The organism is Clostridiales bacterium (assembly GCA_018333995.1).
Taxonomy (GTDB): domain Bacteria; phylum Actinomycetota; class Coriobacteriia; order Anaerosomatales; family SLCP01; genus JAGXSG01.
This window is the reverse complement of record JAGXSG010000016.1, coordinates 48145-60234: the sequence shown is the minus strand read 5'-3', so window position 1 is coordinate 60234 and position 12090 is coordinate 48145. Positions and strand designations below refer to the sequence as shown.

12 protein-coding genes are annotated in these 12090 nt (G+C 63.4%); 6 read left to right on the top strand and 6 right to left on the bottom strand.

Annotated elements, in window-relative coordinates:
* The first annotated feature begins 77 nt into the window (after positions 1-77).
* Both KGZ40_04930 and KGZ40_04925 read left to right on the top strand, forming a co-directional pair.
* Entirely contained in the window at positions 78-374 is a 297-nt protein-coding gene (locus tag KGZ40_04930; protein ID MBS3956853.1) for a hypothetical protein, read from the top strand.
* Between the two features lie 91 nt (positions 375-465).
* Positions 466-3222, top strand: coding sequence for a PAS domain S-box protein (locus tag KGZ40_04925; GenBank protein MBS3956852.1), 2757 nt, complete (start codon positions 466-468; stop codon positions 3220-3222).
* A 39-nt stretch (positions 3223-3261) separates the two neighbouring features.
* Here KGZ40_04925 and KGZ40_04920 read toward each other — a convergent pair whose 3' ends face one another.
* Positions 3262-3696: a hypothetical protein gene (locus tag KGZ40_04920; protein MBS3956851.1), complete on the bottom strand. Its 435-nt coding sequence runs from the start codon at positions 3694-3696 to the stop codon at positions 3262-3264.
* A gap of 118 nt (positions 3697-3814) precedes the next feature.
* Here KGZ40_04920 and KGZ40_04915 point away from each other — a divergent pair, with 118 nt between their 5' ends.
* On the top strand, positions 3815-4330 hold the full coding sequence (locus KGZ40_04915) for a DUF188 domain-containing protein (protein ID MBS3956850.1): 516 nt from the start codon (positions 3815-3817) through the stop codon (positions 4328-4330).
* 12 nt (positions 4331-4342) lie between these two features.
* Here the strand turns inward: KGZ40_04915 and KGZ40_04910 are convergent, their stop codons facing one another.
* Entirely contained in the window at positions 4343-4513 is a 171-nt protein-coding gene (locus KGZ40_04910) for a hypothetical protein (protein MBS3956849.1), read from the bottom strand.
* A gap of 58 nt (positions 4514-4571) precedes the next feature.
* Positions 4572-5000: a transcriptional repressor gene (locus tag KGZ40_04905; protein MBS3956848.1), complete on the bottom strand. Its 429-nt coding sequence runs from the start codon at positions 4998-5000 to the stop codon at positions 4572-4574.
* A gap of 153 nt (positions 5001-5153) precedes the next feature.
* Between KGZ40_04905 and KGZ40_04900 the strand changes: the two genes are divergently transcribed.
* Positions 5154-5624 (top strand): HAD family hydrolase, encoded by a 471-nt coding sequence (locus KGZ40_04900; GenBank protein ID MBS3956847.1) that lies wholly within the window; start codon positions 5154-5156, stop codon positions 5622-5624.
* 46 nt (positions 5625-5670) lie between these two features.
* Here the strand turns inward: KGZ40_04900 and KGZ40_04895 are convergent, their stop codons facing one another.
* Complete coding sequence (locus tag KGZ40_04895) at positions 5671-6510, bottom strand: glycerophosphodiester phosphodiesterase (GenBank protein MBS3956846.1); 840 nt, start codon at positions 6508-6510, stop codon at positions 5671-5673.
* Positions 6511-6517: 7 nt separating this feature from the next.
* Positions 6518-7453 carry an FAD-dependent oxidoreductase gene (locus KGZ40_04890; protein ID MBS3956845.1) on the bottom strand — a complete coding sequence of 312 codons (936 nt, stop codon included), beginning with the start codon at positions 7451-7453 and terminating at the stop codon, positions 6518-6520.
* A 144-nt stretch (positions 7454-7597) separates the two neighbouring features.
* Here KGZ40_04890 and KGZ40_04885 point away from each other — a divergent pair, with 144 nt between their 5' ends.
* Both KGZ40_04885 and KGZ40_04880 read left to right on the top strand, forming a co-directional pair.
* Positions 7598-8530, top strand: a complete 933-nt coding sequence (locus KGZ40_04885; protein MBS3956844.1) for a carbohydrate kinase family protein — start codon at positions 7598-7600, stop codon at positions 8528-8530.
* Positions 8527-9432 carry a pseudouridine-5'-phosphate glycosidase gene (locus tag KGZ40_04880; protein MBS3956843.1) on the top strand — a complete coding sequence of 302 codons (906 nt, stop codon included), beginning with the start codon at positions 8527-8529 and terminating at the stop codon, positions 9430-9432. The genes KGZ40_04885 and KGZ40_04880 overlap by 4 nt, the downstream gene beginning before the upstream one ends.
* A 40-nt stretch (positions 9433-9472) precedes the next feature.
* Here the strand turns inward: KGZ40_04880 and KGZ40_04875 are convergent, their stop codons facing one another.
* A complete protein-coding gene (locus KGZ40_04875) occupies positions 9473-11974 on the bottom strand; it encodes an EAL domain-containing protein (protein MBS3956842.1) in 2502 nt (833 codons plus the stop codon).
* Positions 11975-12090 lie beyond the last annotated feature (116 nt).

Sequence of the window (12090 nt, the reverse complement as noted above, 5' to 3'; positions counted from 1 at the left end):
AACGACTGCCTGAAACTGGCACACGAACGACGGGTTGTCGGCAACGATTCATCCCGTCGGCGACCGGTGCCGATAAGGTGAGAGAAGACGAGTTTACGCACGCCGGCTGCGGCATCGGCTGCCTTTTCAAACCAGGAGCGAAGTTGACCAAGTACGGTGATGGGAGTGTCGCGTTGAGAGTAGCTCGCTTGACGAGCGCGCAGCTCGCAGAGTGCATCCTCAGGACCGACTTCGCCGTCTTTTGCGATCGGACCGGCCCGGCGCGCCTCGGGCGGGAAGCTGCGTGCACTTCGACGCGGACGTCTTCTGGTGTCGCCGAAGGCGAGTCTGATCACTCCTTTGAGCTCACCATGATCGGGAAAATCGACGATTAGCGTCAGCGCGTGCGCGGGCTTCTGGTTTGACGAGTCACCGGACAACCACTGTAATAGCAGTGGAAGGCCCATTCGCGTAAAGGACACCACTTTGAGGCAACGGGCACGGGCCGCGATCGACTGGGCGGGAAGACCTCCGGTCTGGATGATCGGCGCACTCGTGGTTGCGGGTCTTGCCGTCATCGTAGCCGGGACGTGGCTCTATCGCGATCAAGAGAACGCGTTGCGCGAGAGGGCGCAAATCGAGCTGGAGACGATCGCCGGCTTGAAGATCGAGCAGATCGTCACGTGGCGCGAAAATCACATGAGGACGGCGTGGCGGCTCACCAACAGCCGCCTGTTTGCCGGGATCGTCAACAGCTGGATGCAAGATCCTGCGTCCACCTCGGCCACGGGTATCCTCCAGCGAATGCGCGCGGAACAGCCGAGCAACGACTACTTCGATGTGGTGCTCGTGGACACGTCCGGCCGTGAGCTGCTCCGTCTAGGCGACAAGCCGACACCTATGCACGATGACACGGTCGCGGCCATCCGCGAATCCGTCGCGTCCGGAAATCCGGTGTTGACGCGCTTGCACGAAGGTCCCGCTGGGGGTTCGGCGTACATCGACGTCGTCGCCCCACTGTTCTTCGAATCGGACGGGAAGCTCGTATCTTCAGGCGCGATCGTCTTGCAATCTTCAGCGAAGGAGTTCCTCTATCCGCTCGTGCAGAGCTGGCCCACACCCAGCGTCACGGCGGAGACGGCGCTGGTGGCAAAAGACGCTTCGCACGCGCTCTTCCTCAACGACCTCCGGCATGCAGAGGATGCCGCTCACAGACTCAGGATCCCGCTCACACAGGGAGATAACCCTTCGGTCATGGCCGTGATGGGCGTTGAGGGCATCGTGGACGGAGTTGACTACCGGGGCGAACAAGTACTGGCGTACGCGGCGCCGATCGCCGATTCAGAATGGTACATGGTAGCCAAGATCGACGAGTCCGAGGCGCTTGCCCAGTGGCGTGACCGAGGCGTGCTCATAATCGCGCTCGCTGTTGGCGTCATCATGTTGATGGGTGGCGGGTTTTCCATCGTTTGGCAGCTCGGCCGGACATCGTACCTTTCGGCGCGGCTCGAATCGGAACGTGTGCAACGCGAGGGACAAGAGATGATGCTCAGTTTGTTCCGCGCGGCGCCGATGGGCCTTGGGATCACCGTTGACCGGGTGTACACGGTCGTGAGTGACCGGTTTTGCGAGATGCTTGGATACGAGCGCGAGGAGCTGCTCGGCAAGTCCGAGCGGATAGCATACGTAAGCGACCGGCAGTTCCATCACGTGGGCCGACAGCTTCACCAACGCGTGCTCGAATCCGGGACAGGGACGGTAGAGACTCGATTCAGGCATCGTGATGGACGAACCATCGAGATCATGCTCCACAGTACCGCGATAGATCAGGCGGATCCTTCACGCGGGTACTCGTTCGCGGCACTCGATATCACCGATCGCAAGCAGCAAGAACGCGAGGTGAGGACGCACAGCGACCTGCTCGAGGCGCTGCTCCGGGTCTCCAGCGCAGAGCATGATGACGTGGAGCGGTACGTGAGCGAGGCTCTCGAGGAGGCGCTCACTATGACGGGGAGTACCGCCGCTGACTTCTACCGGTACGGTCCTGATGGTGCCGAGGTGGCACTCGCTGGGTCGGTGCAGACCTGGGACGGGGCGGGGAGTGACCCGTGCGTCGTGCAGACAGCGGCCGGACGAGGCGAGCTGATCGCCGAAGTGGTGGCCACGCGTTCGCCGGTGATCCGCCAGGGGACGACGGGACGTGATGACACCGGACTCATGATGGATGAGGTCGCGGTTGGCCGAATGTTGGCTGTCCCCGTGTTCAGCGCGGAGCGCGTCGCAGGCGTGGTCGTCGTGTGCGGTTCTCGCACCCTTTACGAAGACAGTGACGCTCGCCGTCTCGCCGTGCTCATGGATGGCGTGTGGAAGGTGGTGTTGAGACACGAGGCGGAAGCCGAGGTGCTCCGCGTGAACGCTTCGCTCGAGCGTGTTGTGGAGGAGCGCACGCGAGCGCTGAACGCGACCAACAGGGAGCTTCAGCAGCTTGCCCAAGAGCTGCGGGCGACCAATCGCGATCTCGTCGAGGCCAACGAGGCGAAGTCCCGCTTTCTCCGGTCGATGAGCCACGAACTTCGTACCCCGCTCAACTCGATTATCGGTTTTTCCAGGATCATGCTTGACGGATTGACCGGAGCGCTTAATGAGGAGCAGGCCCGCCAGCTCGAGATGGTCAATCGTTCCGGGAGACACCTGCTCGACCTGATCAACGACGTCCTCGATCTTTCCCGCATCGAGGCCGGCAAGGCTGATATTGAAGTAGCCGCGTTCGATCCTTGTGAGCTGGCTCGCGAAACCCTCGGGGTGGTCGCTCCCGCGGCGCACGCCAAAGGCCTCTCGGTCACGCTCGAGCTGCCCGAGGAACCGTTTGGGACGGTGGTGTCAGACGCGGTCAAGATCAGGCAGGTGCTGCTTAATTTTCTTGGAAACGCGGTCAAATTCACAGATTCTGGCTCAGTGACGCTGGCTTTGGAGAACCTGGAAAACGATAGTATCCGGTTTTCCGTGACAGACACGGGTCCGGGCATCCCTGAAGGGCAACAAGAGTCGATCTTTGGAGAATTCGCGCAACGGCAACGCCGCCCGGTTGGCCAGCTGGAGGGCACGGGCCTGGGCCTTGCCATCTCGCGGGGTCTTGCCACGTTGCTCGGGGGCACGGTGGCACTTCGCAGTACGTTAGGACAAGGATCGACGTTTTCGCTCTCCATCCCGTCCGTGGGTCCGGAAAGAAACTCACATCCCTAAGCGGTTCCGGGCGAAACCCGGCGTTTCTTGACAGATGTCTTAGCCGGCGGTCGTCTTTCCCTCAAGCTCGCAGACGCGTTGGGTGCGCGCCGCAACGAGGAAGAGCGCAGCGCCGATAACAAGCGGCGAGATAATGACAAGCGACGCGGTGACCCAGAGTGCGGGTTCCCAGGTAGCCATGACCCCGTACACGACGGTCGCAATGGCAGCCAAGATGAGAAGTAACGCAGCGAGACGCTCATAAAAGAGGGAGATGACGAAGACAAGCACCGCAACAGCCGCCGGAATCGCGGCACCGATGCCGGCCTGCACAACGTCATCAAGCGTGTATGTGATGTCAGCGTATCTGGCTGCGGTCTCCGAGGCGAAGAACATCACTGTCCAGACCAAGCCGCCGATCACTACGAATCCTCGGCCGACGATGCGTGCGATGTTCATCCGCTCCGCGTTACACGTACGCAAGAACAGATCCATAAAGACCTCCCTCACCCGAGGCCCGCAACCGGGCCGCTTGAGCTAACAGGTAGATTCTTCCCACGCGGATTACTTCCTGACGCTTGCTTAACCATGCCTATAGAGGAGGTATCGCCATGTGCGCGGTACACTTCCGAGTATGACGACGCTCTACATCGACGCGGACGCGTGCCCGGTGACGCGGCAAGCGATTTCCATCGCTCACAGTGCGAGAGTGCCTGTCGTGCTCGTAGGAAACGAGACCCAGAACTTTGCGCGCTACACCGAGCGTTCGGGTGTGAGTGCGGTGCAGGTCGCATCGGGACGCGACGCAGCGGACTTTGCGATGGTTGAGATGCTTCGGGCTGGAGACGTCGTGGTTACTCACGACACAGGGCTTGCCGCGATGGCTTTAGGCCGAGGCGCGCACGCGCTTTCGCCACGAGGGCGGATGTGGTTGGCGTCTACCATCGATCTGGAGCTTGCGGTGCGCCATGCTGAACAGCGGCACAGGCGCGCGGGCGGTCGAACACGCGGCCCCGCTCCTTTCGACGACGACGACCGTGAGCGGTTCGCGCTCGCGCTCAGGCGCGTATTGGCCGAGATGACCGGGCGCCCAGGACGAACGCCGGCCCCAGACGTCCCGGAGCTGTGATCGGCGTCGGGATCAGCGTTCGACTATGTGGCACCAGACACAGCCGTAGGCAGGGTGTCCTTCATACGGCGCCGGGTCACCTGGAGCGACGCGGGTCGTCGTGGCGCGGAAACCCGCCCACCCGGCGGTGGTGAAGGCGAGAAGCGCGATCACGACGGCGAGCACGATGAGGGTCGATTTCACTGAAATCCCTTTCTAAATCCGTGGGAAACCAGAGTTCGCGCACGCGAAGAAATCGGTCTCATGCACGGGGACTGCACTGGGCGCATCGCCCATACAGCGTGACCTCCATGTGAATGACGTCAGTGCCCGTAGCCCGTTCCGCGGCTGAGAACAGATCTTCGGTGGTCGCGACAGGCACGGGAATGTCGTAAACCGAACCGCACTCAGAGCACACAAGGTGCGCGTGAGGATCAACATCGGGATCGAATCGCATCGCGCCCGGGAGCGAGAGTTCGCGTACGAGCCCGAGACCACCCAGTTCGTGCAATATCTTGTAGACGGTTGAAAGCGAGACTCCGGGCACACGCGCGGCAACCCGAGAGGCCACATTCTCAGCGAGCGGATGACTGCGGTCACCGGCGAGCTCTTCAATGACGGCCCGTCGTTGAGGCGTCAGTCTAAGCCCCGCTTGGCGGATGCGTTCGAACGCCTGGTCTCTGTCGATCATCAAGCGGCCCTCCCGAGTTTAGCAGGCGAAGTATTGCGAGATAGGAATTGCTTTGATTATCGGCCAGATTCCATCTCTCGTCAATTCCTGGACGCGCCTTTACGATGGCGATTCCAGTTATTATGAGCGGAAATCAGCGTACGGAGGAACCCCATGCTTATCATAGATATTCCTGGAAAGGGATGTCTCACGTTAGCGCATCTCGTGCTCGATGTGAACGGGACAATCGCTTTCGATGGCGTGCTGATCGACGGCGTCGAAGAGGCGGTAGCCGCGCTTGGTGGCACGCTTAAGGTAGCGCTGGTCACTGCCGACGCTCACGGGGGCGCCGCCGCAATGGCCGCGTCGCTCGGCGTTGGTGTCACGGTGATCGAACCGGGGAATGAGTCGGCGCAGAAGGCCGCATTCGTGGAGTCGCTGGGGGCGTCTTCGACGGTGGCCGTGGGCAACGGCGCGAACGACGACGCCATGCTCAAGGCATCCGCGATAGGAATCTGCGTCATCGGGCCAGAGGGGGCCGCGGGGCCGGCGGTCGTATCGGCCGATGTCGTCACCCGGTCGATAGGCGACGCACTAGGCTTGTTGCGCGTCCCAAGCCGCCTGACTGCGACGCTTAGAGTCTGAGCGCTGGGGGGCGTGACGCCGAGGGTGCGGGAACGCCGAGCAGCCGTCAAAACGCGCCATGACTGAAAATCACTCCGTCGCACACGTGTTGGGCGCGCTCAAAGTCTTCAGGATTGTTCGCCGTCCATCCGAGTAGCGGACGGCCCCTCGCGCGCTGCAGGGACGTTCCCCATGAGGGCAGCGCATCGAGTTCGTAGGCGATGAACGCGGGCTTGCTCGCCCAGTTCATGAGTGTGTGCCTCAACGCGAACGTCTGCCATCCTGGGAGTTTCTCTCCGGCAAGCGAGCCAGAGAGCTGGCCCCGCGGCAGATCGGGTGCGATGGTCTTGACGTACGCTAGCGAGTAGGGGTTGAACGACTGCACGGCGACCTCGGCCGGATGCGCCCGGACAACGTTGACGACAGCTCGTTCAAGTGCGCCCGGCTCACCGCGTTGCTTGATCTCGATGAGGATGGGCACCCTGTTCTCAACCAGGGCGAGCACCTCGTCGAGCGCCGGTATCCGCTCGCTTGAGTTGAGCAGCGCAAGGTTCTTGAGCTCTGCCGAGGTCACTTCACTGACGAGGCGAGGATCGCCTGTCATGCGCTCAAGGGCATCGTCGTGGAAGACCACGGGCACGCCGTCCGCCGCGAGGTGGACGTCAAGCTCGATGGGGTAGCCGCCGTCCGCCGCGGCCCTGAACGCCGCGAGGGAGTTTTCCGGACGCACCGCGTCGCCGGTGTGGAGTCCCCGGTGCGCGATCGGGGTCTCGCGCAACCACGTCGGCGCCTCCTGCGGCGTGCTGATGAGGTCTGCCGCGATCGACCAGCCGACACCACAGATGAGCGTTCCAGCAGCAGCCGCGCCGATCGTCGCACGCACGAACGTCAACGCTCGCGGGTCCATACGGCACTCACCGCCGCTTGAGGTCGCGGCCAGCGGCGATCGCGGCCCGGGCACCCTCGCCGGCCGCGATGATCACCTGCTTGCCGAGGCCGTTAGTCACGTCACCCGCAGCGTAGATGCCGGGATGGCTTGTCGCGCACGAGCGGTCGACGATGATCTCGCCTTTGCCGTTCACATCCACAAGTCCCGCTGTGAACTCGGCGGCAGCGATGGCTCCGGTTTCGATGAACACACCAGCTACAGGCAAGATCTCTTCGATTGATGTGGCCTTGTCTACAAGGGCCACGCCAGTTACGCGGTCCTTCCCTTCGATGCGCGTGACTTTGACGCGCTCACGTACCGTGATGCTTGGCTCGGCTGTGATACGTTCGAGAACGGCGGAGGGCGCCTTGAGCGGAGCGGACGTCAGCACAGTGACACGATTGACGCCGAGAGCCGCAAGCTGGAGAGCGGCGTCCGCAGCAGACTCGCCCGGTCCCACAACCGCGACATCCCGGCGGGAGAAGAATGCGGCATCGCATGTGGCGCAGTATGATACCCCGCGGCCGATGAGTTCGGTTTCTCCTGGGACTGCGAGGCGGTTGGGCGCCTTGCCGGTAGCGATGATCACCGCCAGTGCGTGGAACGTGTCTCCCTCACGTGTGTAGACGGAAAATCCCGGCCCATCGGGGACGATCGCGCTTACAAGCCGACCTTCGAAGCAACGTACGCCGAACAGTGAGACGTGCTCCCTGAACGCGGCGACAAGTTCCGGTCCCGTGATCGCCTGCCAGCCGAGGTAGTTATCGATACGGCCAGCCCACGCGGCCTGTCCGCCGACGTCGCTGGTTACGACCGCGGTCGTGAGTCCCTGACGTGCGCTGTACATGCCCGCGGTAAGCCCAGCGGGTCCCGCCCCGGCTACCAGCACGTCGAAATCGGTCTGTCCGTCTGTCTCCGTCATCGCTTTCCCCCGGTGGTTGCTCGTCTCTTGTTGGTGAGTGTTCCCTGTGATGCGGGGACGCTCTCGTGCGATGGCGGAAACGGTTTACATTCCCAGCGAGGAGGGACACTCTTCTAGGGGGGTAGGTCTACGGAGGGAAGACCGATGCATTCGCGTGATGGCACGGAAGGACTTCGTGTGCTCGTTGTCGGCGGAGCGAACACCGACATCCTGGGCATGGCCGATGCACGGACAATCGCGGGCGACTCAAGTCCAGGCCACATTCGTGTGAGCACGGGAGGTGTCGGTCACAATATCGCGATAAACCTCGTGCGAATGGGCGCGACGGTCAACTTGGTTACCGCGTTCGGCGGTGACGAGAGAGCCCGGCATCTGATTCTTGAGTGCCGGAAGGCAGGCGTCGACATCAGTCACTCGGTGTTCGTTGATGAAGCGCCAGGCTCGACGTACGTGGCGGTGATTGATCGCTCGGGCAATCCTGTGGCGGCCGTATCAGACATGAGTGTTCTTGAGTATCTGACCCCCGCAGCGATTCGCGTGTCGCTTGAGGGTCTTGAAGCGATCGACGGAGTGGTGGTCGACGCAAACCCCGCTCCCGCTACCTTGAGTCAGGTGTTTGAGTCGTGTTCGCGGGTCCCGGTGTTCGCCGATTGTGTTTCGGTCGCCAAGGCTCAGAGGCTCGTGCCATTTTTGACCAAGATCAAAGGACTGAAAGCGAGCGCGGCGGAGGCCGAGGCGCTCACCGGTGAGCCGGACCCCGCTTTAGCGGCGGAACTGCTCGCCAGCCGTGGTCCTGACCGAGTGTGGGTGACCGCGGGAGCGGACGGCGTGTTTTGGACGAGCGGGACTGAGCGGGGCTACACCCAGGCACCCACTGGTGACGTGGTGAACGCGACTGGAGCTGGCGATGCGTTCATGGCAGGTGTCGTCTTTGCGACCCTCAGCGAATGGAGCGTGGTGCGGACAGCGCGATTCGCCGTAGGAGCGGCGGCCCTCACCCTTGCAACCGGCGAGACAGTTTCCGAGGACATGAGCGTGCTCGCCGCCTCGACGGCCGTTAAGAAGGAGAGGGAATGAGTGATCTCTGGCGCGCGTCCGACGAGGTGGTCGCCGCACGCGCACATGGGATACCGGTGGTGGCTCTCGAGTCGGCGATCATCACGCACGGCTTTCCGTACCCGGCGAATCTCGAGTGCGCACGTGAAAGCGAGCGCGTGGTGCGGGAGGAGGGCGCGGTGCCGGCGACCGTCGGTGTCGTGGGTGGTGTGCTCACGGTTGGCCTCGCAGCCGCCGAGATAGAGCGATTTGCACGAGATGGTGCCGCTATCGCCAAGGCTAGCAGGAGGGATCTGCCGGTGCTCGCCGCTCGCGGGGCGGATGGCGCTACCACTGTCGCCGCCACGATGATCGCCGCGGCACTCGCGGGGATCGAACTGTTTGCCACGGGCGGGATCGGGGGGGTGCACCGGGGTGCGCCGGAGACCTTCGACGTATCCGCGGACCTCGAGGAGCTCGCTCGTACTGACGTTACGGTCGTGTGCGCGGGAGCGAAGTCGGTGCTCGACCTTGGTCTGACGCTGGAGTACCTGGAAACGCGCGGCGTTCCGGTCCTGGGATACCAGACCGGCGAGCTACCTGCGTTCTATGCCGCGTCGAGCGGACATCCGGTTCCGGCGCGTGTCGAATCACCCGAGGCGGCAGCTGCTGTGATCCGCGCGAAACGCGCGCTCGGGATTGCCGGGGGCGTGGTCGTCGCAAACCCGATCGCCGAGGAGCACGCGCTAGACGCGGAGTTTCTCCAGGGCATCATCGAATCCGCACTTGCCGAGGCGGCCGCTTCGGGGGTTTCTGGCGCTGCGGTGACGCCGTATCTGCTCGCACGCATCCACCGTGCGACAGGCGGGGCGAGCCAACACGCCAACAAGCAGCTTGTCTACGCGAACGCGCGGCTGGCCGCCCGAATTGCCGCCGCGCTCTGAATCATTCTCTCGCGGGACGTCGCGGCACGGATGCGATGGGTCACACCGGTGCGATGCGGGAGGCGCCGTGCGCATGACCTTTCCAGTGCGCGATCGTATCACGGGTGAGTAGAGTCTCCGCAGCGGACGCCGGAAGCGGCGGGCTGACGAGATAACCCTGCATCTCATGGCAGCGCTCGGCGCGAAGACACGCCGCTTGCACCCTGGTCTCCACACCCTCCGCGACCACGGTGAGACCGAGCTGTTCGGCCATCGAGATCACCGCACGACAGATCGCTGTGGATTGGACGTTGCGTCCGAGCCCTCGCACGAAGCGCTGGTCGATCTTGATCGTGTCGATTCCAAGGGCGAGCAACTGCTCAAGCGAGGAGTACCCGCTGCCAAAGTCATCTATCGATGTGCGGACGCCCAAATCACGCAAGGCCGCGAGCGTCTCGCGTGCCACGCCAGTCTCGTGCATGACGGTGCTCTCCGTGATCTCGAACTCGAGGACGTCTCCGCTCAGATCATGCTCGCGCACGAGCGCGTCGATCCGGTCCACCAGCCCATGCGCCGAAAGCTGACGGGCGGATAGGTTGACCGTCAAACGCGCATCGTGAGGCAAGCCACGAGGACGCCACGTTGCGAACCGTGCGACAGCGGTTTTAAGAACCCAGTCGCCGATGATCCCAATCAAACCGCTCTCTTCAGCGATGGGGAGGAACGTCGCTGGCGGGATGGGGCCGAGAGACGGGTGGTGCCAGCGAACGAATGCCTCCGCGCCCCTCAGGCGCCCATCTTCAACCCGGACTATTGGTTGAAAGTGCACGTCGAACTCGCCTAGTTCGAGTGCGTGGTGCAGGTCGCGCGACAGCGTAAGCCTCTCGCAGGCATCCTCGGAGTACGCGGGCTCGTGGAGACAGAAAGTCGCACGGCCGCTCTGTTTGGCCCGGTACATCGCCGTATCCGCGCGCGTAAGAAGGGTTGCTGAGTCGTCACCCTCGCTCGGCGCGCCTATCGCGATACCGATGCTGCCCGTGAGACGGATCTCGTTGCCGGCCACGCGCAGCGGCCGCTCGATCGCTTCGAGCAGCTTGCTCGCCACGAGTTCCGCATCGCGCTCGGACTGCACTCCCTCGAGGAGGACCGTGAACTCGTCCCCGCCGAGACGTGCGAGTGTGTCTGACTCGCGAAGCACCGAGCTCAAGCGCTTGGCGACCTCTACAAGGACGGCGTCCCCGGTACGGTGTCCGAAGGTGTCGTTCACGGCCTTGAAGTGGTCGAGGTCGATGAAGGCAACAGCAAGGCGTTCGTTGGCTCGCGCCTTCGTCGCTGCGGCGTGCCTGAGACGGTCGAGGAAGAGCGCCCGGTTCGCGAGTCCCGTGAGCGAGTCGTAAAACGCGAGCCGGGTCATCATGTGTTCGGTCCGCTTACGCTCGGAGATGTCACGGCCGGCGGCGGCTATCAATCCCCGCCCGTCTGCGTCCATGGCGGTCGCGTGGACCTCAACCGGCGTCGTATGGCCGTCCGCGGTGCGGTAGAGTGTTTCGTAGATCGCGGCGCCGGTCACCTCGAGCGACTCTTGGACGGCGTCTGGAAGGGCGCGATGCCCCTCGGCAAGCCAGCCGAACGGCTCAAGGCCAAGCAGCGCTTCCCGGCTCATGGCGCACATCGCCGCCGCTTTCGCGTTGGCGTAGACGGGGACTCCCTCTGGGGTGTGCACGATCACCGAGTCGTTTGCCTGGTCGAGCACCCAGGAATGGAACACGAGCTCAGACTGCGCCGCCTTTCTGCGGCTGATGTCGACACCCGACGCGACCACGCCTGTCACGGCACCGTCTTCGTCGTGGAGCGCCGAAGCGTGCCACTCGATGGTACGCCGGGAGCCGTCGGGGCGCACGATCGTGTTCTCGCACGGTTCGACATCGCGTGGCGCGGAGGTCAGGAGCGTTTCGAAGTGCTCGACACATTGAGCACGCTCGGAAGGCTCTATGAACTCCTCGACCAGCGGGTGCCCGACGACATCGTGCTCCGGCACGCCGAGCAGTTCGCAGCCGGTTTTGTTGATCAGCGTGACCTTGCCCTCTTTGTCGAGGGTGAGCAAGATGGCCGGAGTCGTGTCGAGATGTCCGCACGCGCGCGGCGGCGACGCGACCGTTGCCGCGGCGGACGGGCCAGCTGGTCCGGTCAGACAGCCCGGGGCGACCTCCACGCGGATGCGCTCAAGTACGCAAAGCACGCGCCCAGTATCGTCACGGATCGGTTGCCACGTGTGCTCGATCTCGGCCCCAGGGTGATGGGTGTCGGCGCCACCCGTATAGCTGAGAGTCGCACCGGACTCGAATACTTCGTCCGCGCGGCACACGCCACAGGGGACGGCGCACGCCATTAACGCTTCATGGCATGCGACGCCGATCAGATCTCGGGCCGAGACGCCCGCTCTGGCCGACGCCGTCTGGTTCGCGTACACGATGCCAAGATCTTCATCGACGCATATGACGATATCCGGCGAGCCATCGTGGACGGAGCCGAGAACCTCGGTCAATCGCCGCTCGGTTGGCACGATGCCGCAAGACCCCCTTCGCACGTGCTCGTGGTCGTCGCGGTTCCGCGATCACCCAGTCAAGTAATTATCGGCGGGTCGCTGCGCGACCTTAAGTGTGAAACACAGCTTACACC

Excerpts from the sequence above, each read along its gene's own strand:
- KGZ40_04920 (MBS3956851.1), bottom strand. The coding sequence starts at position 3,696 with ATGGATCTGTTCTTGCGTACGTGTAACGCGGAGCGGATGAACATCGCA.
- KGZ40_04905 (MBS3956848.1), bottom strand. The coding sequence starts at position 5,000 with ATGATCGACAGAGACCAGGCGTTCGAACGCATCCGCCAAGCGGGGCTT.
- KGZ40_04900 (MBS3956847.1), top strand. The coding sequence starts at position 5,154 with ATGCTTATCATAGATATTCCTGGAAAGGGATGTCTCACGTTAGCGCAT.
- KGZ40_04895 (MBS3956846.1), bottom strand. The coding sequence starts at position 6,510 with ATGGACCCGCGAGCGTTGACGTTCGTGCGTGCGACGATCGGCGCGGCT.
- KGZ40_04890 (MBS3956845.1), bottom strand. The coding sequence starts at position 7,453 with ATGACGGAGACAGACGGACAGACCGATTTCGACGTGCTGGTAGCCGGG.
- KGZ40_04885 (MBS3956844.1), top strand. The coding sequence starts at position 7,598 with ATGCATTCGCGTGATGGCACGGAAGGACTTCGTGTGCTCGTTGTCGGC.
- KGZ40_04880 (MBS3956843.1), top strand. The coding sequence starts at position 8,527 with ATGAGTGATCTCTGGCGCGCGTCCGACGAGGTGGTCGCCGCACGCGCA.